The sequence below is a fragment of the Acinetobacter sp. YH12096 genome (genome assembly GCF_013419215.1).
In the GTDB taxonomy this organism is placed as follows: Bacteria; Pseudomonadota; Gammaproteobacteria; order Pseudomonadales; family Moraxellaceae; genus Acinetobacter; species Acinetobacter amyesii.
The window spans coordinates 1-22,762 of record NZ_VPAM01000021.1 but is presented as its reverse complement, the minus strand read 5'-3'; the positions used below and the strand labels follow the sequence as shown (position 1 = coordinate 22,762).

20 protein-coding genes are annotated in these 22,762 nt (G+C 36.0%); 3 read left to right on the top strand and 17 right to left on the bottom strand.

What is annotated here, in order from left to right; all coding sequences use genetic code 11:
- Window positions 1-53 precede the first annotated feature (53 nt).
- The 17 genes from FTU36_RS10110 to tviB form a co-directional block, all read right to left on the bottom strand.
- A complete protein-coding gene (locus tag FTU36_RS10110; RefSeq protein ID WP_180117736.1) occupies window positions 54-1,928 on the bottom strand; it encodes a nucleoside-diphosphate sugar epimerase/dehydratase in 1,875 nt (624 codons plus the stop codon).
- A 45-nt stretch (window positions 1,929-1,973) separates the two neighbouring features.
- Window positions 1,974-2,501: an acetyltransferase gene (locus FTU36_RS10105; RefSeq protein WP_180117734.1), complete on the bottom strand. Its 528-nt coding sequence runs from the start codon at window positions 2,499-2,501 to the stop codon at window positions 1,974-1,976.
- Window positions 2,494-3,504, bottom strand: coding sequence for a glycosyltransferase family 4 protein (locus FTU36_RS10100; RefSeq protein ID WP_180117733.1), 1,011 nt, complete (start codon window positions 3,502-3,504; stop codon window positions 2,494-2,496). Before FTU36_RS10100 ends, FTU36_RS10105 begins: the two co-directional genes overlap by 8 nt.
- 14 nt (window positions 3,505-3,518) lie before the next feature.
- Window positions 3,519-4,466, bottom strand: a complete 948-nt coding sequence (locus FTU36_RS10095) for an NAD-dependent epimerase/dehydratase family protein (protein WP_180117731.1) — start codon at window positions 4,464-4,466, stop codon at window positions 3,519-3,521.
- Window positions 4,456-5,589, bottom strand: coding sequence for a glycosyltransferase family 4 protein (locus tag FTU36_RS10090; protein ID WP_180117729.1), 1,134 nt, complete (start codon window positions 5,587-5,589; stop codon window positions 4,456-4,458). The genes FTU36_RS10095 and FTU36_RS10090 overlap by 11 nt, the downstream gene beginning before the upstream one ends.
- 12 nt (window positions 5,590-5,601) lie before the next feature.
- Window positions 5,602-6,825, bottom strand: a complete 1,224-nt coding sequence (locus FTU36_RS10085; protein ID WP_257224830.1) for a phenylacetate--CoA ligase family protein — start codon at window positions 6,823-6,825, stop codon at window positions 5,602-5,604.
- A gap of 141 nt (window positions 6,826-6,966) precedes the next feature.
- Window positions 6,967-7,842 (bottom strand): glycosyltransferase family 2 protein, encoded by an 876-nt coding sequence (locus tag FTU36_RS10080; protein ID WP_180117725.1) that lies wholly within the window; start codon window positions 7,840-7,842, stop codon window positions 6,967-6,969.
- Window positions 7,835-8,935 (bottom strand): EpsG family protein, encoded by a 1,101-nt coding sequence (locus tag FTU36_RS10075; protein WP_180117723.1) that lies wholly within the window; start codon window positions 8,933-8,935, stop codon window positions 7,835-7,837. Before FTU36_RS10075 ends, FTU36_RS10080 begins: the two co-directional genes overlap by 8 nt.
- Before the next feature lie 3 nt (window positions 8,936-8,938).
- Window positions 8,939-10,039 carry a glycosyltransferase gene (locus FTU36_RS10070; RefSeq protein ID WP_180117721.1) on the bottom strand — a complete coding sequence of 367 codons (1,101 nt, stop codon included), beginning with the start codon at window positions 10,037-10,039 and terminating at the stop codon, window positions 8,939-8,941.
- Window positions 10,039-11,016: a glycosyltransferase family 2 protein gene (locus FTU36_RS10065; protein ID WP_180117719.1), complete on the bottom strand. Its 978-nt coding sequence runs from the start codon at window positions 11,014-11,016 to the stop codon at window positions 10,039-10,041. Before FTU36_RS10065 ends, FTU36_RS10070 begins: the two co-directional genes overlap by 1 nt.
- Window positions 11,013-12,527, bottom strand: a complete 1,515-nt coding sequence (locus FTU36_RS10060; RefSeq protein ID WP_180117717.1) for an oligosaccharide flippase family protein — start codon at window positions 12,525-12,527, stop codon at window positions 11,013-11,015. The genes FTU36_RS10065 and FTU36_RS10060 overlap by 4 nt, the downstream gene beginning before the upstream one ends.
- The gene (locus FTU36_RS10055) at window positions 12,527-13,093 is read right to left on the bottom strand and encodes an acyltransferase (RefSeq protein ID WP_180117715.1); all 567 of its coding nucleotides are present in this window, start codon (window positions 13,091-13,093) and stop codon (window positions 12,527-12,529) included. Before FTU36_RS10055 ends, FTU36_RS10060 begins: the two co-directional genes overlap by 1 nt.
- A gap of 1 nt (window position 13,094) precedes the next feature.
- Window positions 13,095-14,195 (bottom strand): DegT/DnrJ/EryC1/StrS aminotransferase family protein, encoded by a 1,101-nt coding sequence (locus tag FTU36_RS10050; RefSeq protein WP_180117713.1) that lies wholly within the window; start codon window positions 14,193-14,195, stop codon window positions 13,095-13,097.
- Window positions 14,192-15,073 carry a glucose-1-phosphate thymidylyltransferase RfbA gene (rfbA, locus tag FTU36_RS10045; protein WP_180117711.1) on the bottom strand — a complete coding sequence of 294 codons (882 nt, stop codon included), beginning with the start codon at window positions 15,071-15,073 and terminating at the stop codon, window positions 14,192-14,194. The genes FTU36_RS10050 and rfbA overlap by 4 nt, the downstream gene beginning before the upstream one ends.
- A complete protein-coding gene (rfbB, locus tag FTU36_RS10040) occupies window positions 15,073-16,131 on the bottom strand; it encodes a dTDP-glucose 4,6-dehydratase (RefSeq protein ID WP_180117709.1) in 1,059 nt (352 codons plus the stop codon). The genes rfbA and rfbB overlap by 1 nt, the downstream gene beginning before the upstream one ends.
- The gene (locus FTU36_RS10035; protein ID WP_180117707.1) at window positions 16,132-17,163 is read right to left on the bottom strand and encodes an NAD-dependent epimerase/dehydratase family protein; all 1,032 of its coding nucleotides are present in this window, start codon (window positions 17,161-17,163) and stop codon (window positions 16,132-16,134) included. It lies immediately after the preceding gene.
- 17 nt (window positions 17,164-17,180) lie between these two features.
- Window positions 17,181-18,458 carry a Vi polysaccharide biosynthesis UDP-N-acetylglucosamine C-6 dehydrogenase TviB gene (gene tviB / locus FTU36_RS10030; protein WP_180117705.1) on the bottom strand — a complete coding sequence of 426 codons (1,278 nt, stop codon included), beginning with the start codon at window positions 18,456-18,458 and terminating at the stop codon, window positions 17,181-17,183.
- 415 nt (window positions 18,459-18,873) lie between these two features.
- Between tviB and FTU36_RS10025 the strand changes: the two genes are divergently transcribed.
- Genes FTU36_RS10025 through FTU36_RS10015 form a run of 3 tightly spaced genes read left to right on the top strand, consistent with a single transcriptional unit; the run spans window position 18,874 to window position 22,560 of the window.
- Window positions 18,874-19,929, top strand: a complete 1,056-nt coding sequence (locus FTU36_RS10025; protein WP_180022948.1) for a polysaccharide biosynthesis/export family protein — start codon at window positions 18,874-18,876, stop codon at window positions 19,927-19,929.
- The gene (locus FTU36_RS10020; RefSeq protein WP_180117703.1) at window positions 19,929-20,357 is read left to right on the top strand and encodes a low molecular weight protein-tyrosine-phosphatase; all 429 of its coding nucleotides are present in this window, start codon (window positions 19,929-19,931) and stop codon (window positions 20,355-20,357) included. Before FTU36_RS10025 ends, FTU36_RS10020 begins: the two co-directional genes overlap by 1 nt.
- Before the next feature lie 16 nt (window positions 20,358-20,373).
- Window positions 20,374-22,560, top strand: coding sequence for a polysaccharide biosynthesis tyrosine autokinase (locus FTU36_RS10015; RefSeq protein ID WP_180117701.1), 2,187 nt, complete (start codon window positions 20,374-20,376; stop codon window positions 22,558-22,560).
- Window positions 22,561-22,762: the final 202 nt, after the last annotated feature.

Sequence of the window (22,762 nt, the reverse complement as noted above, 5' to 3'; positions counted from 1 at the left end):
AATTTTACTCATCAACAAGTTGAACTGACTTACTTCAACTTAGTTTTTGAAATTTAGTTCACCTTAATTTCTGTCCCACGGGCATAACCATCCACGTAGTGTTCAAGCTGTGCTAAAGCCCAGTCGATATCACTTTGAATTGCGGTTAAGTCATGCATACGCTCGAACACCATCAGCAATTCATCCAACGGATACATTTTTTCATAAGAACGTAAAATACGACTGTGCTGGGTCACTTCGGTATTATCGGCATCAATCAACAATTCTTCGTAAAGTTTTTCGCCTGGGCGTAAGCCTGAATATTGAATTTCAATATCACCTTCCTGACTGCCTGTTTCTCGTACTTTTAAACCACTCAGTGCAATCATTTGACGGGCCAAGTCCTGAATGCGTACAGGTTCCCCCATATCCAGCAGGAATACATCGCCCCCCTGACCTAAAGCACCCGCCTGAATCACCAATTGCGAGGCTTCTGGAATGGTCATAAAGTAACGGGTGACTTCAGGATGAGTCACGGTAATGGGCCCACCTTTGGCAATTTGCTGTTTAAACAACGGCACCACCGAACCCGATGAACCCAAAACATTCCCAAAACGGACAATGCTAATTTGGGTCTGATCTTGCGCTTCTGCCATCGCCTGACAATACAATTCTGCCATACGTTTAGACGCCCCCATGACATTGGTCGGACGCACGGCTTTATCGGTAGAAATGAGCACAAAGGTTTCTACACCTGTTTTGACCGCTGCATTTAAGCTAAATGCTGTACCAATGGCGTTGTTTTTCAAACCTGCCAATGGGTTACATTCTACCAAGGGCACGTGTTTGTAAGCAGCCGCATGGTACACGGTTTGAACCCTATACTGTTCCATCACTCGCTCTAGTTTGGCCTGATCGAGCACTGAACCTAAAATCGGGATAATCGTGACATCGCTATTTAATCGTAATTCTTTGTCAATGCTATACAACGCAAATTCGGTCAGTTCATAAATCACCAAGGCTTTGGGTTTATTTTTGACAATTTGGCGACACAGTTCAGAACCAATGGAACCACCCGCGCCTGTGACCAAGACCATTTTGTTTTGAATATTCTTAGCCAACAATTCGGGTACAGGCGGCACAGGGTCACGCCCGAGCAAGTCAATAATATCGACTTCCTGAATATCTGATACGCGAATTTCGCCATCGACCAGTTTGGTTAATCCTGGAATTTCGGTAATTTTAATATGTGCAGGTTCTAAAAATTTGACAATCTCACTTTTACGCATCCGCCCGACAGAAGGCAGTGCAATCAAGATTTCATCGACATTTTTTTTAGCCAGTAATTTTAATGCGCTGTCTGCGTCGTAGACTTTCAAACGACCCAACTGTTGCCCAGTGAGTGAGGGATCATCATCAATAAACATCACGGGTAAGTGTTCATCGGAATTGTATAGCGCTGCTGCAATTTGCTGTCCAGCATTGCCTGCACCATAAATCGCGATGCGTTTTTTTTGTACATCGGCTTGTAAATAAGAACGCACGATAAAGCGAATAAAACCACGGCTAAACCAAACCCATGCGAACATGAGAAATCCGAACATAAGCGGAATAGAAGTGGGAATAAAGGCATCGGTAAAGTAAGCCAACGCATACAACCCTGCCACAGTCAAAGAGGTACCCAACCCCAATTTGACCATAAACAGTTCGCTGTAGGTGCGCACAATAAAGCGATACACCCCAAAAATAAACAGCGATACAACGGCAATCACACTTGCCCATACCGAACCAAAAGCCAAGTTGGGCACCACTTCTGCCCCTAGGTCAAACTGGCGGATGGCATAACATAGCCACAGCAAGACAGGAAATATACAAAAGTCCAGCACCATTAAAAATGCAAGTTTGACTAAGCGGGGGGATTCTACAGCAGGTTCGATAATGGATTTCATAAATATACAATTATTAATATTTGAATTTTAAAACACCGTATTACTTTAATGCAGAATACAGGTTCCAACCTCTAAAAATGAATGTGCGGCGATAGTTTGACCACCTGCGACTTTTACCCCCACGCTTAAATGGGCAAATTGCTCAATAACCACATCATGATCTAATAATGTACCAATATTTAAAATTACACCGTCATTGATCACAGTTTTACGACTAATTACACACCCTGCCATCACACTGACCCCTAGACCGATTTGAGCGGTTGGACTAATCATGCTGTGTGGATGAATAACCGATGTCAATTCTATACCCAAGGCTCGCAAGGTCTGTTGCCATTGTTGACGTAAGGCATTATTGCCTACCGCCACAATCGCTTGAAGATGCGTAATCTCCAGCTGATTCAAACTGGCAATATTTGTCACAATATTATAGCTATCTACATGCTGTGTTGCAGGCCAACGGTCATCGGCAAATAGAATCTCTTGCCATTGTCCACTCAGTTCTGCAGCTTCTGCAACAGCCAAACCGTATCCACCTGCACCTAAAATTAACAAGCTGGGTTTATTAAGCATCTGGATGACCTGCTTTGAATTTTATAGCCACAATTAACAATGGTATATAGGCAATCAGTACTGCCAACTCAGGGTATGCCCATGCTTGTGTAACCGTCATATAAGCGATAGGAAATAACCACAATAGGTTAATCGCAGCAACCGCCAACGTCACGGGGGTATGACTCCCGCATTTGCGCGATAAAATTTGATAGCTATGGCTTCGATGTGCATCATACATTTTATAGCCGCTCAATACGCGTTTTATCAAGGTATAAGTCGCATCGACCACAAATACACCTAGACAAATGATCCACGCACAAAACAGTGCCAAGTTTTCTTTGAGGGCGATGAGCGCCAAAATACCCAAAGTGAGGCCAAGAAATCCGCTACAGGCATCGCCCATAAAAATTTTAGCCTTGGGAAAGTTCCACAGTAAAAAGCCAAATACACAGGCTGCCAATAACCACAATATGTCTGAGTTTAATGTAGTATTCAGTACATAATACAATATGGCCATGCTAACGACAGTGGTAATGGCTTCGACACTAGCAATGCCGTTAATGCCATCCATAAAGTTGTATAGATTGAGCAACCACACCAAAAATAATACTGCAATGATATTGGCTATAAAGCCGAGTTGCAGACCATTAAAAGCTGTAACTTCGCTAAAGCCACCCAAGCTGATCACCACGCCAATGGCAACCAAGAAATGTACGGCTAAACGCAGCATGGAGTTAATATGTCCATGGTCATCTAAAAAACCAAGTAAAGCGATGACAAAACCCGCTGCTATCAGGGTTAAACCAATATGTACGGTCAATTGTTGGCTGTATATCAGCACAGCCAGTGCCAATAAGTAGCTACACACCACCGCAACACCACCTCCACGTGGCGTAGGTACACTGTGGGAGCTACGTTCATTGGGGTTGTCTATGATATTTTTCTTGAGGGCGTAGGCGCGCATGAAATAGGTCATCGCAAACGCAAGTAAAAAGAAAATAAAAAGGGATAGCATGGACATATTTGTGACTAGGCTCAGTTTTGATGCGCTGTGTTAAACATTTTTTCTAGGCTTGTATCGACATTATACGGTGCTGTCCAACCTAAAAGTTGTGTATTTTTAGTGGTATCTACCACCAGTTCTGAACATAAACGTGAAGCCACTGCTTTTTTCCCCACCAAGCTTGCCATAAAACTGATCAAGCTTTTTGGTACAGGTAGCATTAGCAATTGATTATTTTGATATTTTGCTAATTTTTCAAATAATTGTTTGACTGAAATGTCATCCTGATCACTGGCTAAAAATACTTCACGGTTGGCATTTGGATGCGTCATACACGTATGAATCAGGTCAGCCAAGTTATAAACACTCACCATACTGCGTTTATTATCTAAGCAACCAATTGGTAGAGGGAGTTTTTTACTTGCCAAGTTCACCATACTTTTAAAGTTGGCTTTTACATTAGGGCCATAAATGAGGACTGGACGAATAATGACAACTTCTAAACCTGTACGTTGAGATAGCGCAAGTAAGGCTTGTTCTGCTTCATATTTAGATAAACCATACGGATCTTCTGTGTGGACATCATCATTGGGGTGAAAGGCTTGCGTGATAGTATGTTCGCCATTCACTTTAATACTGCTTAAGTAGATAAAGCGTTTAACGCCACTTTTTACCGCTTTTTGTGCAAGATTTAATGTGCCTTGTACATTGGTTTGGCGATATGCTTCAAGTGGTGATGCAGCAGTTTCATTCATGACATGCGCACGACCTGCACAGTGAATAATAACTTCAATCTTACTCAGATCAATTTTGTCCAAACTATCATTTAAGTCAAAGTTGATATTGCGAATATTTGGATGATCAAATGTTTGGGCTTTACGAGTTTGAGCTAAAACTAGATAGTTTTGTTCAGCTAGAAACTGACAAAGATAGTGTCCCAAAAAACCGTTGCTGCCTGTCACAAGTATTTTAGTTTGCATGCTGACTCTGTACTAAGTTTTCATAAATATTCATATGTGTTTTTACTACTTGCTTTATATCAAATTTATGTTCTGCTAAAGCACGTGCATTGCGACTAAACTCTAAACATAATTCATCATTGATGATCATTTTTTCTATCGCATTCGCTAAACTGTGTTCATCTTTCACCTGTGCAAGAAAACCTGTCTTGCCATTTTCTATAGCTTCACGACAGCCTGGCACATCTGTAGTTACAATGGGCCGGCCTAAAGCCTGAGCTTCTAATAATACTTTTGGCATTCCTTCACGATATGAAGGTAAAACGACTACGGTGGCTTGGCTCAAAACTTCAGACATATTATTTTGATGTCCCCACCACTCCAAGTCTCCTTTTTGTACCCATTCATTTAACTCTTGTTCAGTTAAGGAAGCAGGATTATCAGGATCAATACCTCCCACTAAAACAAATCTTACATCAGAATATTTTTCTTTCAATAATTGGGCACTTTTATGAAATTCATATACACCTTTATCTGCCAATAAACGGCAAGCCATCAGTACAATTTTATTTTTTAAAGGTAAGGGCTGAAAATCAAATTGTTCTAGATTTACACCAGAGCCAGGAATAAGCACGGTTTGAGACTCAGGAATAGAAACATATTGTCTTAATATTCTTAAATCATCTAAATTTTGAACAATAACTGTTTTATTTTTAGCACTCAGTGCAAGTCGATATAGAGGAATGATGCCTAAGCGTAGAATTTTAGCTTTTAACATGGTATTCGTAAAAATAAAGCCAAGCCCTGAAATTGCATAGACAATAGCAGGCACTTTAGCCAAAATTGAAGCTAAGCCACCAATAAGCACAGGTTTAATAGTGACCAAATGAACCACATCTGGTTGAATTTTTTTAAGTTTATTTTTTAAATCAAAAAGTAATTTTAGTGTTTGAAAAGGATTAATACTTCCTCTTTCAAGATTAATAGAGTGAACTTGTAAACCTAAAGATTCAAGATAACTCATTCTACCAGTATCTTTAGCAAAAATATGTACTTCATGACCTTGAGTTAAAGCCTCCAAGGCAATTGGTAGTCTATGTGATATAAAAAACCAATCTACATTAACAATATAGGCAATAATCAAAATACTTACTCCCTATATACTTTTAATATTATTTTTAACAATTCTAAACTTACCACTTTTTTCTTTGTCTATATAATCCACATAATTAATACTTAAGTGTACTTCTTTTCCAATCCTTTCACGCAAGGCGGAAATAAAGTTAGACTCTTGCACAGCATCAAATTCTTTATTTATAACAAGCTTAACTTCAATATGATCAATACTATTTTGGACAAGTTGAAAACACACAATCCCTTTGGTGTCTTTAGTCGAGTTACTAATATTACCCAAATTCACCTTACCATGCGTAGGTGAAAGAATATAATCATTAGTACGTCCCTGTATACTTTCCACTAATGGAAAAATAGAGCCACAAGAGCATTGCTTTGAAGCGTTTGCTAAAGTTATTGAATCACCAATTCTATATCTTATGAGTGGGGTTCCATGAGTAGTGAAAGAAGTGACTAACATCTGACCAGCTTGAGCGGGGTTCAAATTTTCATCCACAACTTCAAAAATTCCCGTTAAAGGATGAATATGCAAACTCCCCGCACTGCATTCTAATATAAATGGCGCACCTTCTGAAGAAGCGTACTGATCTACCAATTTACACCCTAAAACTTCAGAAATTACTTGTCTATGTTCAGCTAACACTGTTTCTGCGGTAGGAAAAAAAACTTTTGCTTTGCCTGAATATTTTAAACCTTTCGACTTTGCTATTTGACAAATTTCAAAAACACTTGATGGAAAACCGACTAAAAATTCAGGTTGAAATTCATTCAATGACTTCCAATATACATCAAAGTTTTTTTCATTAATTAGAAATGTAGAATAAAATCTAATCTTATTTACAAAGTCATAATGTGAACAAATACCCTTCGCTAAATCCTTTTGGGTAACCAAATTCTTACCAGAAAACCAAGCTGTTTTTTTACCTAGCTCATAACCGAATTTGGATCTAAAATGATCTAAAATAGCAAATCTTTCTTGCATATCTTCTTTTGTATATACAACTTTCATAGAGGCACCTGTAGTACCTCCTGTTAAGCTAATAAGGCCTTCCTTTTCATTTATTGTTTTAATATTATCGAGATTTAATAATATATCTGTTTTTTCAAGAATAGGGAAATTAGGAAGATCTTTACCTTTATACTGACTATACCAGCTAGAAGCATTAGTCACAAAATTTAAAAAATTATCCAACCTTTTATTTAATTCTTCATCAAGTTGTTTTTTATTAAGATTTTCTACTTTCATATAATAATCTCTATATTGATGATATTTCCCAGAATGTCTAATGCGATAGAGATTAGTATTAATTAAAGAAATTACTAAGTTTTGAATAAAGTAAGGCATCTTAAAAAATAAAGATTTTATTAAATACATCATAGATCCAAATTAAGTTAAAGATTTATTAACAATAGTATTAACAACGGCTTGAAGCTCTTTCTCCTCAGTAATAGAAGAAAATTTCATGTTACGCTTTTTAGCAAGATTTTGAACAAGACCAAATATACTCAAAAGTCTTACAATTAAACACTTCATCTTAACTTTTAAAAAGTTTCTTAAACCTGAATTTATACCAAAAACCTGACGAATTTTATAACTATCATTATATGAATTTATTAACTTATTTGGATCTATATTTCCAAACTCTCTATAGAATAAGAAAATATCAGGTAATATAGCTATTTTTAAATCTCCAACACTAGAAGTTCTACACCATAACTCGTAATCCTCAGCTCTAGGATAATTCAAACTATATGAATTACGTAAATACCAATCTCTTCTAGCCATAACTGTAGGATGCACTATAGGATAACTTTTACTATCTTTATCGATAGTAACTAGTTTATTAACGGTTCTCATACCAGTAACATTATTTTTATGATCAATAGATACTATTCCCCCAGATACTAAATCGTAACCAGGATTTTCCAATAAAAAAGAAAGTTCTTTTTTCAATCTATCTGGATGCATAAGATCATCTGCATCCATTCTTGCAATAAATTCACCTTTAGATTCTAGTATTAGCTGATTCAATCTATAAGGTAATTTTCTATTTTTTCCATCACAAATTACTCTAATTCGTGCATCTTTAAGTGCAAATTCTTGAGCAATTTTCAGAGAATTATCTGAAGAACCATCATCTACAAGAATGAGTTCCCAATTTTCATAAGACTGAGCAATAACAGATTGAATAGCAAATCCCAAGTACTTTTCAGCATTATAAAATGGTATTCCTATACTTATTAAAGGGTAATCATTAAACATAAAAATTAAAACCTACGTAAATTGCAATAAACATTAAAATATAATGAATCTTGATATTACCCTTAACAAAGGGAGAGTAAAATAGAGGGATAATCAAAAATGGGATAACAATCCAAGAGAACAGCCCCCAGCGGTCTGAAAATGGCAATTGAAATGCCATAAACAATATAATACTTGAGAGCATATAATAACAAACTAATTGGGTATATTTTTTTTCTAAAAAATCATTTTTTAATCTATTTTTTACATACAAAGATAGCAACAAAAAGAATGTATTAAATATCACAAATTGAGGTTTAAAACCAACCTGATAGCCGTAGTCATCATCTGCAAAATATCCTGCGCGCTTATCTTCACCTAAAAAATCTAGAAATAAAGGAGATATATTTAAAAACCCATAATTAAAATAAGATACTAAAATCATAAAAAAATAGATTAAAACTAAAAAATTAAAATACTTATATTTAGAAAATAAAATCGAAACAATAAAAATTAAAATTGGAATAATAGAAGTTAAATGAAAAGATAATGCTAAAAAAACAAAAAATAAAACCCAAAAATTACTTTTTCTTTCAACCCATAACGTATAAGAAAATAATAAAATAGATAAAGAGACCCCTTGCCTAATTACATTGATGCTCATACTTAGAAAAAAGAATAATGAAATACATACAAAAAAAGCAAAAAACAAATTCGCTTCAAATTGTTTTGTATATTTTTTCAATGCACCGTATAAAAATACATAAAACAGAATTGAAATTAAAAATAGAAAGAAAGTGTAACTTAAGTCAAAACCTCTCAATATAATAGCTAATAAGTCAAACAGAAATTCACTATTAAAGTTTAATTCTGGTTCACCCAACCAAAGTCCATTATAATAATTACCCGTATCAGTTCCAACATTATACCCTCTTAATCCAACCACAAAAATTAAACTTACTAAAGGTAAAAATATTAAAAATTTTCCTAATTTATTTTGAACTAAAATGTCTTTCTTAATTTCTATAGATAGAGCCGAAACCACTACTAGGCAAGCAGTACAAAAATAAATTAAATTATATAAATTAAAGAAAGTACTGTTATCAATTAACATAGCTTAAACTTTGTCCATATTTTTATACAAATTTTGAAGTTCAATAGCATTACTTTTAATATCAAAACCATACATAGATAAAATTTTAATATTTTGGCTTAAATTTAATTGTGGTTTTTTTATAGTTTTTATACTTTCTACCCATGCATCTATATTATTTAATTCTTTAAAATCAACAAGACCTACTCCCAAATCGACCTCTGCTGAAATATTTTTAGATACTATAGTTTTTAACCCAATTGCTTGGCTTTCTACTAACACCACAGGAAAGCCTTCATGTAATGATGGCATTAACATTAAATCAGCATCTGACATCAAATTAGGAACATCTTCTCTAACACCCAGTAAGAAAACATTTTTATCTAAATCATAATCTTGTACCTTTCTCCTAATTAAATCCTCCAAAGGTCCTTGACCAACAATAAAAAATGTAAAATCAATATTTTGCTCTTTTAATCTTTTAGCAATTTCTAAAGAGAAAGTATGGTTTTTAACTTCATTTAACCTACCTACTTGGATGATTTTTAAGTTTTGGATATCACTTCTAATCGTTTTCCAGTAATTTTTATTACTTAATGAAATTTCATTATATAATTGCAAATCTATGGCATTTTTAAGTATCCAAACATTTTTACTGCTTTTAAATAAATATTCGGCTGCCTCTTCACCACACGCAATTTTTTTTGTTGATAAATTTTTATTCAGATATATTGCAAGTCTTTCATACACATTAGCTATAATCCCAGATTTATCATTACTGGTACTATGCGAGTGTGAAATTCGATGCGGAACACCTGCTCTCTTAGATGCTAACAAGTGAAAAGCATTATTCAGTAGCATATGTGCATGTACAATCTGATATTCAGAATGCTGCTTTAAAAAGCTTGTTAACTTAAACATGCGGTCAATAGAATTATTCGCAATTATTGGATAAATCTTTCCACCTAAGGCTAAAATTTCATCATCATAGTCACCTTGATCAGTCGTGAAAGTAATAAAGTCAAATTGAACTTGTGTACGATCAATATGGCGATAAAGATTCATGAGCATAGTTTCCGCGCCAGCTCGGTCCATTTTTCCAACTATGTGTAAAATACGTAGCATTAATTATTCCTATTACCTAAATGTTTTATTAATTTCCTAATTTGAAGAGAGCAAAAAAATAATTTTGGAAAAAACGCGCCAATTAAAAAAACAAGCTTATTAAAATCAATTTTTTTACTCAATTTTATGGATTTAAAAATATAATATCTGAACATTTTTTCATCTTGGTTAAATAATGCAAACTCAAAAGCACATTTTATACATGCATGAGAATAATACTGCTTAAGTAAAGATGTTTTCTCTGGACTTCCTTCATAATACTTAATACCTTTATTAAAAACTCTTTCTAATCCTTGAGGTACGATAGGATTTATTTTTTTATTAATTAGACTCATACCTACATTTACTCTATAAGCACCTAGATTACGACCTATATGGTATATTCTTCCACGCTTTGCACTCTCAAAATGAATATCAATATCTAACAAATTTTTCTCATTTAGAAGCTCATCCCAAAATTTATCCGGAAAATCATTTCTGAACATTTTGGATGAATGAGCAAAAAAAGGAAGTTTTTCGAAAAAATTTAAAAGATCATATTCTCCATCGTTGTAAACCCAATTCTTAACCAACACTGTACTTTTAGCATCAATTCTTTTTACGTCATGACTACATATTGATATATTATTATTTTTTTCCAAAATATCTACTTGAAGCTGTAATTTATATGGTAGTGCTATATCATCACCATCCATGTGGGCAATATATTTCCCCTTTGCTTTTTTATAAACTTGCTTTATATTTTCTACTGCACCTACATTTTCTATATGAAAAATAGGTTTAATTACATCAGGATACTTAGCTATATACTGCTGGATTATTTCTCTTGTATTATCTGTTGAACAATCTTCACCAACAATTATCTCAAATTTAAAGTTTGTCTCCTGATCTACCAAACTTTGTAAGCATTCGGCTATATACTGTTCCTGATTATATGTCACCACACAAACTGAAACTTTCACTTCATTAGGACTCATACATTAACCTTTAAAAATCTCTTAAATACTTTATTTCTAAAAAATTTAGAACTAATAGTCGCAATTATGAGCGCACAAAAAGATAGAATAACAATACCTATAAGAGTAAAAAACGGAGTTTGATATTCCATAGTAATCCCTATTAACTTTACAAAGACCAAAAACCCAATCACTGGTAAATAAATTAAAATCACGTCTTTGAATAGCCAGCTCAAATGCAGTTTAGGAACAAGATTACTGTGCACATAACCTACCCAAAATAAAAAATAAAATAGATTCATGCCAAACCATGCATAGCCTGCCCCAACACCACCAAAGTGCGTTGCCGCCCAAATAATAGATGGTATTAATAGCACCACCATAATGATATTACCAATTAGGTGAAAACGTAAATTACCCAATGCATATTGTAAATAGTATGGAAATGCACCAACAGCCAATAAGGCATTTCCAAGCGCATATAAACGTAAAATAGGAGCAACTGCCTCAACCAGGGCTAAATCTCCTGTCCAAGCAAAAAGTAATTGTTTTGGATAAAAAGCAATAACTAAAGATGCCGTTCCCGCCAATACACTTACAATTTGTGTAGCATTCCGATAAACTTGAAGCATCTCCTCTCGTTTTGCCTGAGCGTGTAAATTTGCCATACGTGGCATAATCGCACTACTTACAGGCCCACTAATAATCATAATACCACTAGCCACCAACACAGCTAAGGTAAAATAACCATACTCAGCCAAAGGTAAAATTCCAGAGAGGATTAACTTATCCGTTTGTGTTACAAATACCCATACAGATGAAGTAAAAGCAATAGTTAATGCAAACTTTAAAAGTGGAGTAATAGGCTTAATGGACCAGCCTATAGCTTGAGTTAAGGTATTCTTTTTAGGTAACAATAAGTTAGCCATCCAATAAAGCCCAATAATTTCAATCAACACCACAATAAGTTGATGCAGAAAAAATACGAATGGTGTGTAACCAAAAATATTCATCGTTGCAAATACAACAATAAACTTTAGTGTAGCAATAATGGCATTAAAACTACTCAACCATACAAGTCGCTCAGCTCCTGTAATAACACCACGATATAACCCACCTAACCAACGCAATGCCACACTAATTGCCATTATTTGCACAGCAATCAGTACTTCACGAAGATCAAGCGTTGCTATCTGCAACCAATGTGATGCAACTTGCTCAGCAAAAACAAATAAGACACCACCACCAAGCACAGCAATAAAGACAAAAATTACACTTAAGGCTCGAAATAGCTGTCTATATGCAAGGGCAGACATAGAGCCACCAAAATAACGAGCTGTTTCACGCCCTATGGTTGGAGTTAAACCCAAATCTAAAACAGCAAACCATGCTTGCAGCATAGTAAAAAAGCCCACTAAACCGTAAGCTTCTGCTCCCATATATTTGATATATAAAGGCAGAATTAAAATACCTACACCTGTCACATAAATTTGACTAGTATAGTTAGCAATAATATTTTTTTTGAGTGACATTATTTAATACTGTTCAAAAATTGTTTTTCTAATTCTAATAAGTCACTTTTTCGTTCTTTAATTTTTTTTGCTGGTGTACCCATATAAACACTAAACTCTGTACAATTTTTATTTACTAAACTTAATGCACCAACAGCAACACCTGTTTCTAAAGTAACACCAGGCAAAATCACACATCCAGATCCAACAATTACATGTTTTCCAATTATTACATCTGAACTCGTTACATTTGTATATTGACTAGGCACTGTAGGATTCGTCATAAATTGACCACTATATTCATCATTACTACTATAAATAGCTACTTTGGATGAAATATTACTGAAATCCTTTAACACTATTTTGCCTGCTCCTATGAGTGAGCTATACACTGCAATATGAATATGGCTTCCTATCTCAATTCCACCTATACCAGCTGACAGTACACAAAAGTCATCAATTCTTACGTTATTACCAATTATTATATTATTACAATTATAATAAGATGCCTTATCTGAAAGTAAGCAATTTTTACCTACGTGACGAAAGCCCATAGCTTTAATTTGCTCTTCTGTTAAAAAAGCCATCTTAATTGTCCTTAATTAAATCAATAATTTTCTGTACTGAATCTAGGCTAAGATTTGGATATAGCGGCAAACAAAGCACTCCATCTGATAAGAGTTTCGCTTCAGGGGTGTCTGATTGATATTCCTTATAAATAGTCAAATCAGTCATTATCGGATAAAAATATTTTCTTGCAAAAATCCCATTAAGCTTTAATTTTTCAAACAACTCATCACGGCTAAGCGGATATGGTCCAGAAATAACGATTGGAAAATAAGAGTAGTTATCTTTTTCTACATCTACACGTTCAATACAGTGAATTCCTGATATGTCTGCAAGCTCTTTACGATACTTTTTGTCTATTTTTTGACGCGCTAATAATGTGCTATCAATAGATTTTAATTGCAATAAGCCAAGTGCAGCATGTACTTCACTCAATTTACCATTTAAAGAAATATCATCTATTGTATTTTCATTCACAATACCAAAATTCTTTAAACGATCAATACATTGCTTCATTTCAGCACTATGGCAAACAATAGCCCCCCCCTCAAAAGTATTAAATACTTTTGTAGCATGAAAGCTCATTACACTTAAATCACCATAATTGAGTAAGCTTTTTCCATGATGTTTTACACCAAAGGCATGTGCCGCATCATAGATTAATTTTAAATTATGCTTAGTAGCAATATTTTGTAGTACTTCCACATCACAAGGGATGCCATAACAATGTACAGGTAAAATCGCGACTGTCTTATCCGTTATGGCTTGCTCAACTTTTACTGGGTCAATATTCGATGTTTGTGGGTCAATATCAACAAAGACTGGCGTGAGTTTATTCCAAACTATCGAATGAGCCGTAGCAACAAAAGTGTAAGGCGTCGTAATTACTTCACCTTGTTCAAGCCCAAGTGCCTGTAGTGCTGTTACTAACGCAATTGTTCCATTATTAAATAATGAAATATAATCAACGCCCAAATACTCACAAAGCTCTTTTTCCAACTGCTGATGTAATGGTCCACAGTTGGTTAAAATTTTATTGTTCCAAATTTGCTCTAAATAAGGAATAAACTCCTCAAGCTCAGGTAAAACAGGCTGAGTGACATAAATTGACTCTTGGCTCATATCTCATTCACCAATGAAATCAAATACTGACCATAATCATTTTTACTCATGCTCTGACCAATTTCTAAAACCTGCTCTTTACTCAGCCAACCATTATTCAGCGCAATTTCTTCTAAACACGCCACTTTATAGCCCTGACGTTTTTCAATCGTTTCTACAAACTGGGCTGCCTCAAGTAAGCTCGCATGTGTACCTGTATCTAACCATGCAAAACCACGTCCGAGCAATTCCACATTTAGATCACCACGCTCTAAATACATCTGATTAACTGTGGTAATTTCCAACTCTCCACGTTCAGAAGGCTTCACTTGTTTCGCAATTTCAATTACATCATTGTCATAAAAATACAAACCGGTGACTGCAAAGTGAGATTTAGGTTGTTTAGGTTTTTCTTCTAAAGAAATTGCGCGCTTTTGTTCGTCAAACTCAACTACACCAAAACGCTCAGGGTCTTTCACCTGATAGCCAAATACCGTTGCGCCTTTTTGACGGGCGACGGCTTGACGTAGCATTGGAGTAAAACCTTGACCGTAAAAAATATTGTCGCCCAATACTAGGCAAACATTACTGTTTCCAATAAAGTCTTCACCAATAATAAAGGCTTGTGCTAAACCATCTGGACTAGGTTGGACCGCATATTCAAGCTGAATACCAAATTGAGCGCCATCACCCAATAAACGCTTAAAACCATCAATATCTTCAGGAGTACTAATAATGAGTACTTCACGAATACCCGCAAGCATAAGCACTGAAAGTGGGTAATACACCATTGGCTTGTCATAAATAGGCAATAATTGCTTAGATACCCCTTTGGTAATTGGATATAAACGTGTACCTGAACCGCCCGCTAAAATAATACCTTTTGTTGTATTTGACATTATGAATTTACACCTAATCTTTCGCGTTGGTAACTGCCATCTTGCACTCGATGACACCAATCTAAATTATTTAAATACCATTGCACCGTTTTACGGATTCCAGTTTCAAAAGTTTCCGTAGGTGTCCAACCTAATTCATTTTGAATTTTTGTAGCATCAATCGCATAGCGTAAATCATGCCCAGGGCGGTCTTTTACAAATGTAATCAGTGATTCATACGCTTGACCATTTGCCTGTGGTTTTAGTTCATCCAAAATTTTACAAATGGTTTTGACCACTTCTATATTCTGCTTTTCATTATGACCACCAATATTGTAGGTTTCACCCACTACACCTTCGGTCACCACTTTATATAAAGCACGTGCATGATCTTCTACAAATAACCAATCCCGAATTTGCTGACCATTGCCATACACAGGTAAAGGTTTAGCATCCAGTGCATTTAGAATCACCAATGGAATTAGTTTTTCTGGAAAATGATAGGGACCATAATTATTTGAGCAGTTGGTGACTATAACAGGCAGGCCATAAGTTCTGTGCCACGCACGCACCAAATGATCTGAACTAGCTTTAGAGGCAGAATATGGAGAGCTTGGCGCGTATGAAGTTGTTTCTGTAAACAAATCTTTCGTGCCTTCTAAGTCACCATAAACTTCATCCGTTGAAATATGATGAAAACGAAAGTTTTGTTGAGCTGCAGCGTCAAGCTCCATCCAATACTTTCGAGCAGCTTCTAATAAGGTATAAGTTCCCACAATATTGGTTTGAATAAATGCTGCAGGGCCATCAATTGAGCGGTCTACATGCGACTCTGCAGCCAAATGCATAATTGCATTTGGCTGAAATGCATCTATTGCAGCTGTAATTTGTTCTGTATCACAAATATCAATTTGTTTGAACTCATAATTCGAGTGTTGATCAATTTCTTTTAACGATTCTAAATTACCCGCATAAGTCAATTTATCGATATTTAGAACTTGGTTATTGGTGTTTTGAATAATGTGACGGATGACCGCTGAACCAATAAATCCTGCACCGCCTGTAACTAAAATCTTCATTTATTTATTACCTAAAAACTTTATATACCAAGGCATAGCACTTTCAATACCTCGTGAAATCACAAATTTTGGAGCATATCCAAGCAAGTTTTTAATTTTCTCAATACTTGCTTGCGAATGTCGAACATCACCAGCACGAAACTCTCTATAAATAGGCGCTTTGGTATAGATCACACCATTTTCATTGAGCGCTGCTTTTATCGCATTGAATAAATCATTCAATGTTGTTCTGTCACCCACTGCTACGTTATAAACTTGGTTTTTCGCTTCTTCATTTTGTGTGGTTGCAGCTAAAATATTGGCTTGAACAGTATTTTCAATAAAACAGAAATCTCGGCTGGTTTCACCATCACCATTAATAAAAACATCATCACCTGCTATCATAGCTGCGGTCCATTTTGGAATCACCGCAGCATAGGCACCATTCGGGTCTTGGCGCTTACCGAAGACATTGAAGTAACGCAAACCAATCGTTTTAAAGCCGTAAGTTCGGGCAAAGACTTCGGCATACAGCTCATTTACATATTTAGTGACCGCATAAGGCGAAAGCGGCTTGCCGATATTTTCTTCGACTTTAGGCAGTGCCGGATGGTCACCATAAGTTGAACTGCTGGCGGCATAGGTAAAACTTTTGACTTCTGCATCTCGTGCAGCCGTCAGCATATTTAAAAAGCCAGTAATATTGGCCGCATTAGTGGTGATCGGGTCAGCAATAGAACGTGGCACAGAACCCAAAGCTGCTTGGTGCAATACATAGTCCACATTTGCACAGGCTTTTTGGCAATCTTCTAGGTTACGAATATCCCCCTCGTAGAACTTAAAGTTTGCCCATTGCTCTGCACTCACCAAGTTTTGTACTTCGTCCAAATTATGCTGGTGACCTGTCGCGAAGTTATCTAAACCCACAACTTTCTGATTCAGCTTAAGTAAAGTTTCTAACAAGTTTGAGCCAATAAAACCCGCAACACCCGTCACTAGCCAAGTTTTTGGTGCTTGTTGTAATTGCTCACATACTGTTTGATATTGGCTCATGTTTAAGATCCCTATAATTACAGACGAAGGTCAGATTCAGATTGATCCAGTACATATTTCAGGTCATATAAAATATGTGCAGACTTGCCCAGGGCACGTAATGCCTCAGCACCCATGGCTTTAAACTGATCATGGGCAACAGCCAGAATCACCGCGTCATACTGACCCTGCTCCAGGTTTGCGACTGGGGTAATTCCGTATTCATGTTGAGCTTCGTTTGCATCCACCCATGGGTCATACACATCGGCAGCAATATTGTATTCTGTCAGCTCATTCACAATATCAATAATTTTGGTGTTACGAATATCTGGGCAGTTTTCTTTAAAACTCAAGCCCAACACTAAAACCTTAGCTCCTTCCACCTGAATCTTTTTCTTGATCATTGCTTTTACCAGCTGGGTGACTACATAAGCTCCCATACCATCATTTAAACGACGACCCGCTAAAATAATTTCAGGGTGATAACCGATAGACTGTGCCTTATGAGTCAAATAGTATGGATCGACACCAATACAGTGTCCACCGACCAGACCTGGACGGAATGGCAAGAAATTCCATTTAGTACCCGCGGCTTTCAGAACCGCTTCGGTATCAATTCCCATTTTGTTAAAGATCACGGCCAGTTCATTAATCAGGGCAATATTGACATCACGCTGGGTGTTTTCAATCACTTTTGCTGCTTCAGCGACTTTAATACTGGTTGCTTTATGGGTGCCGGCTTCAATAATTAGGTTATAGACCTGATCTACAAAATCTGCTACTTCAGGGGTAGAGCCTGAAGTGATTTTTAAAATATTGGTGACTCGGTGTAGCTTATCACCTGGATTAATCCGTTCTGGGCTATAGCCTGCAAAAAAATCCTGATTGAATTTTAAGCCCGACACTTGCTCTAAAACAGGAATACAACTTTCTTCTGTAGCACCTGGGTATACCGTAGACTCATACACCACTACATCGCCTTTTTTGAGTACTTTCCCAATACTGGTAGAGGCTTTAATAAGTGGGGTTAAATCAGGTTGTTTAAATTCATCAATGGGGGTTGGAACAGTCACAATAAAAAAATTACAGCTGCGTAGGTCTTCTAAATTGGCTGAATAGCTTAAATATTTCGCTTGTTTAAGTTCTTCTGGCGACACTTCTAAAGTATGATCTTGTCCACTTTGTAATTCATCGATTCTTTTTTGATGGATATCAAAACCAACAACTGGTTTTTTTTTACCAAATTCAACAGCTAAAGGTAAACCTACATAGCCCAACCCAATAACTGCTATTTTTAGTTCCGAGAGTTGCAACATTCCAGAGCCTTATAATTTATGATTTAATCATGTGAAAAACGCCTCATAATATAGCAGAAATCGCCCTTATATTGTTCGGGAATTATTATTTTTCGTAATCAAAAATTATAACTGCAAAATTCAACGTCTATTTTTTATCCAATATATTAATATTTGATTTTTAACACCAATTTCCTAAATGAATTTATTATGTATTCATTAACAAATATGTGTTTTATTTCACACAATAATCATTACACTGTAGCAACACATTTTGACAGCAAATCCTAGGATGTTTACTTTACATAGTATAAAATGCTGCGTTATATATTTTAAAAATCAGGCGATTGCCTTTTTTACAATTCAATTATTTTTATAAGTAGGATTTCGAGTGAGTTACTATCGTTATAGCTTCTTGTTAGCACTCAGTTTAGGTATGACGGGTTGTGCAATCACATCAGGTCTTCAAACATATGATTTACCAAAAGAAGGTGTTTTCCAAACAGATCTAGGTTCAACTGTAAATGTCATCAAATTATCACAAGACAATTTAGCAGCCGTTCAACCCGCACAGATTAATCAACAAAATTTTGCTCACCTTTTCAATCAACAACAACAACAATATCGATTAAATTCTGGTGATATTTTATCCATTTATTTATGGGCATATCCGGAAATAACGCCACCTACAAATACCATTAGTAATGAAGAGGCGATAAAATCAAACGGTTACCAAATCGACCAAAATGGATATATTCAATTCCCTATTATTGGCCGATATAAAGCTGCCGGAAAATCCCTAACAAAAGTTAATCAGGAGTTACGTAGCCAACTTGCCCGCTATTTAAAAACCCCAGATGTGATTGTTCGCGTTCTTTCCTACCAAGGCCAGCGTTATTCTGTCCAAGGTAATGTAATGAAAGGTGGTCAATTTAATCTCACCGACCAACCTACCAGCGTATATACTGCACTTGGTCTTGCTGGCGGTGTGAATACGCAATTTGGCGATAATACGTCTATTACCTTGGTACGCCAAGGACAAACTTACAACTTAAATAGTATCCAGTTAGAAAAGGCTGGCTATTCACTACATAATCTACTCATACAGCCTAACGATACAATTTATGTCAATTCACGCGAAAATCAGAAAATTTATGTAATGGGTGAATCTGGTAAAAATCAATCCCTACCAATGCGTGATCAAGGCATGAGTTTAAGTGATGTCTTGGGCGAAAGTCTTGGGGTAAACTCGCTTTCTGCAAGTCGAGGTAAAATCTACGTAGTACGTAGTGATATGAATAGTCCGATGACCGAAATTTATCATTTGGATTTAACCAGTATTGGTGACTTTGGACTCGCAAACCAGTTCAGAATGCGTAGCAATGATATTGTGTATGTTGATGCATCTGGTTTAGCTCGTTGGCAGCGTGTGATCAATCAGGTGATTCCTTTCTCAAATATGATCTATAACATCGACAGAATGGGTCAATAATGTTATTTAAAAATATTCTGGTGGTGTGTGTAGGTAATATTTGCCGAAGTCCTATGGCAGAATATCTTCTGAAAAAGAATCATCCCGATCTGAATATTTATTCAGCGGGAATCGCAGGGATGATTGGACATCCAGCAGATGAAAAAGCTCAATACTGTATGCAAAAAATTGGCATCGATATGAGTGGACATATTGCCCAAAAATTGAATGCTGAACTGATCAAGAAATCAGATTTAATTTTAGTCATGAGTTCAAATCAACAAAAGCATATTGAACAAACGTGGCCATTTGCAAAGGGCAAGACCTTTCGTTTAGGACATTGGCAAGGTAAAAATGTGCCTGACCCATACCAGCACGATCAAGCCTTTTTTGACCAGACCTCAGAACTGATCCAATCTTGCGTTGCAGATTGGACTAAACAAATTTAACTTTTGATGTACGATTATGAGCCAAAATACCAATACAGAAGATACAATTGATTTAAAAGAATTATTTTTCTCTCTGATTGCACAGTGGAAGTTAATTGCTCTATGTGTAATTTTAAGTCTTGTTTGCGCCTTACTTTATCTTAGAACCACCCCCGACACTTATGCAGTCAATGCAATGGTTCAAGTCGAAGAGAGTAAAGGGGCTTCTGCTGCGTTGTTAGGTGATCTTTCTAATATGATTGATCAAAAACAACCCGCCCAAGCAGAAATTGAGATTCTTAAATCACGCTTAGTTCTAGGTACCGTGATTCAAAACTTACATCTCGATCTAAAAATTTCAGGTACTGAAAATTCTTTCACTGATCGCTTATTTTCACCGCATGAATATGCCACCGAATATAAAAATAAATCAGTCGTTTTCAAAGATAATGAAAAAAGTTTTGAAATCCGCCAATTTGATATCCCTGCGCAATATCGTGACAAAAACCTTAGTGTACAGTTTCAAGAAAATAAATTTTCTTTAATTGATCTTCAGACAGAGCAAACAATTTTAACAGCACCATTGAACCAAAAAAATTCTTTACGTACTGCAGAAGGCCTTTGGGAAATCTCAATTTATAGTAAAGATCAATTCAAAGATCACTATTTAATTCAAAAGCAGTCTCTACCTGCCGCAGTTGATAGTATTTTGGCAAATTATTCTGTTGCTGAAAAAGGTAAAATGACGGGCGTGCTTGGCCTTAACTATCAAGGCCAAGATAAAGAACATATTACTCAGGTTCTAAATGCCATTTTAGCAGCCTACAGCCATCAAAATATTGAACGACGCTCTGCTGAAAGTGCACAAACTTTAAAATTCCTGGACGAACAACTCCCTGAGCTAAAACAACAACTTGATGTCGCAGAACGTGAATTTAACAAATTCCGTCAAGAGTTTAATACTGTCGATGTAACCAAAGAATCTGAACTATATTTAACTCAAAGTGTCACTCTTGAAACTCAAAAAGCTGAATTAGAGCAAAAAGTTGCTGAAGCTTCTGCAAAGTACACCAGTGAACATCCAGTAATGCAGCAAATGAATGCCCAATTGGGTGCAATTAACAGCAAAATTGGTGAACTGAATACCACCTTAAAAAAATTACCAGATTTACAGCGTCGTTATTTACAACTCTATCGTGAAGTTGAAGTAAAACAACAACTTTATACAGCGTTGTTGAATTCTTACCAACAGCTTCGTATTGCCAAAGCTGGTGAAATTGGTAATGTCCGTATTGTGGATACTGCCGTAGAGCCTATTGAACCAATTGCACCAAAAAAACTACAAATCTTGATACTTTCAATTTTTCTTGGTGGTTTCCTCGGTACATTACTTGCACTACTACGTAACATGCTACGCTCAGGAATCAAAGATTCTTCAGAAATTGAGAACACCCTTGATCTTCCGGTTTATGCCACTGTGCCACGTTCCCCTATTCAGGAAAGTCGCATCAAGTTACTGAAGAAGAAAAAGACCATTCCTGTACTTGCGGTTAAAAATAGCGATGATATTGCAATTGAAAGCCTGCGCAGTATGCGTACTGCCATTCACTTTGCACTGACATCTGCAAAAAATAACCTGATCATGATTTCTGGGCCTGCACCAGAAGTCGGTAAATCATTTATTTCTACCAACTTAGCTACGATTCTTGCGCAAAGTGATAAACGCGTTTTAATTATTGATGCCGATTTACGTCGTGGTTATTTAAACAAATACTTCAATCATGATAACCAACCAGGCCTTTCTGAGTATTTAAATGGTCAGCGTGATCTAGACAGCATCATTAAAACCACTGAAATTCCAAATTTGAGTGTGATTACTCGTGGTAAAAGCCCTTCTAATCCATCTGAGCTTTTAAGTTCTGGTAAATTCAAAGAATTCTTAGATTTGATTTCACCGATGTTTGATCATGTGATCATTGATACCCCTCCTGTACTTGCGGTGACAGACGGTATCATTATTTCGCAATATGCTGGTGTAAATTTGGTGATTGCTCGTTATGCGAAAACTCAGTTGAAAGAACTAGAGTTAACCGTGAACCGCTTTGAACAAGTGGGTGTGAAGGTCAATGGTATTATTCTAAACGACATTCAACGTAGCTCAGCTGGTTATGGTTATGGCTATAACTATTCTTATGGTTATAAAGCTTCAAAAGACCAAGACTAATTCAAGCCTATTCAAAAAAGCCACCGAATACGGTGGCTTTTTTTATTTTCGAAATTTATGTTGCATGCATCTTTCTGATGTGTGCTGAATTAGCAGGAGACTTTCACTTGGGAGATTCTAGGCAGCTAACCGATAAAAGTCTTCTGCCATTTGATTTGGTGTCTTAAAATCCAAGCCTTTTTGAATTCTTCGCTGATTATAA

Coding starts and splice junctions, on each gene's coding strand:
- FTU36_RS10020 (WP_180117703.1), top strand. CDS start 19,929: ATGTTATTTAAAAATATTCTGGTGGTGTGTGTAGGTAATATTTGCCGA.
- FTU36_RS10015 (WP_180117701.1), top strand. CDS start 20,374: ATGAGCCAAAATACCAATACAGAAGATACAATTGATTTAAAAGAATTA.
- FTU36_RS10095 (WP_180117731.1), bottom strand. CDS start 4,466: ATGCAAACTAAAATACTTGTGACAGGCAGCAACGGTTTTTTGGGACAC.
- rfbA (WP_180117711.1), bottom strand. CDS start 15,073: ATGTCAAATACAACAAAAGGTATTATTTTAGCGGGCGGTTCAGGTACA.
- tviB (WP_180117705.1), bottom strand. CDS start 18,458: ATGTTGCAACTCTCGGAACTAAAAATAGCAGTTATTGGGTTGGGCTAT.
- FTU36_RS10105 (WP_180117734.1), bottom strand. CDS start 2,501: ATGCTTAATAAACCCAGCTTGTTAATTTTAGGTGCAGGTGGATACGGT.
- FTU36_RS10110 (WP_180117736.1), bottom strand. CDS start 1,928: ATGAAATCCATTATCGAACCTGCTGTAGAATCCCCCCGCTTAGTCAAA.
- FTU36_RS10025 (WP_180022948.1), top strand. CDS start 18,874: ATGACGGGTTGTGCAATCACATCAGGTCTTCAAACATATGATTTACCA.
- FTU36_RS10035 (WP_180117707.1), bottom strand. CDS start 17,163: ATGAGCCAATATCAAACAGTATGTGAGCAATTACAACAAGCACCAAAA.
- FTU36_RS10075 (WP_180117723.1), bottom strand. CDS start 8,935: ATGTTAATTGATAACAGTACTTTCTTTAATTTATATAATTTAATTTAT.
- FTU36_RS10060 (WP_180117717.1), bottom strand. CDS start 12,527: ATGTCACTCAAAAAAAATATTATTGCTAACTATACTAGTCAAATTTAT.
- FTU36_RS10050 (WP_180117713.1), bottom strand. CDS start 14,195: ATGAGCCAAGAGTCAATTTATGTCACTCAGCCTGTTTTACCTGAGCTT.
- FTU36_RS10055 (WP_180117715.1), bottom strand. CDS start 13,093: ATGGCTTTTTTAACAGAAGAGCAAATTAAAGCTATGGGCTTTCGTCAC.
- FTU36_RS10100 (WP_180117733.1), bottom strand. CDS start 3,504: ATGTCCATGCTATCCCTTTTTATTTTCTTTTTACTTGCGTTTGCGATG.
- FTU36_RS10065 (WP_180117719.1), bottom strand. CDS start 11,016: ATGAGTCCTAATGAAGTGAAAGTTTCAGTTTGTGTGGTGACATATAAT.
- FTU36_RS10080 (WP_180117725.1), bottom strand. CDS start 7,842: ATGTTTAATGATTACCCTTTAATAAGTATAGGAATACCATTTTATAAT.
- FTU36_RS10070 (WP_180117721.1), bottom strand. CDS start 10,039: ATGCTACGTATTTTACACATAGTTGGAAAAATGGACCGAGCTGGCGCG.
- FTU36_RS10085 (WP_257224830.1), bottom strand. CDS start 6,825: ATGAAAGTAGAAAATCTTAATAAAAAACAACTTGATGAAGAATTAAAT.
- rfbB (WP_180117709.1), bottom strand. CDS start 16,131: ATGAAGATTTTAGTTACAGGCGGTGCAGGATTTATTGGTTCAGCGGTC.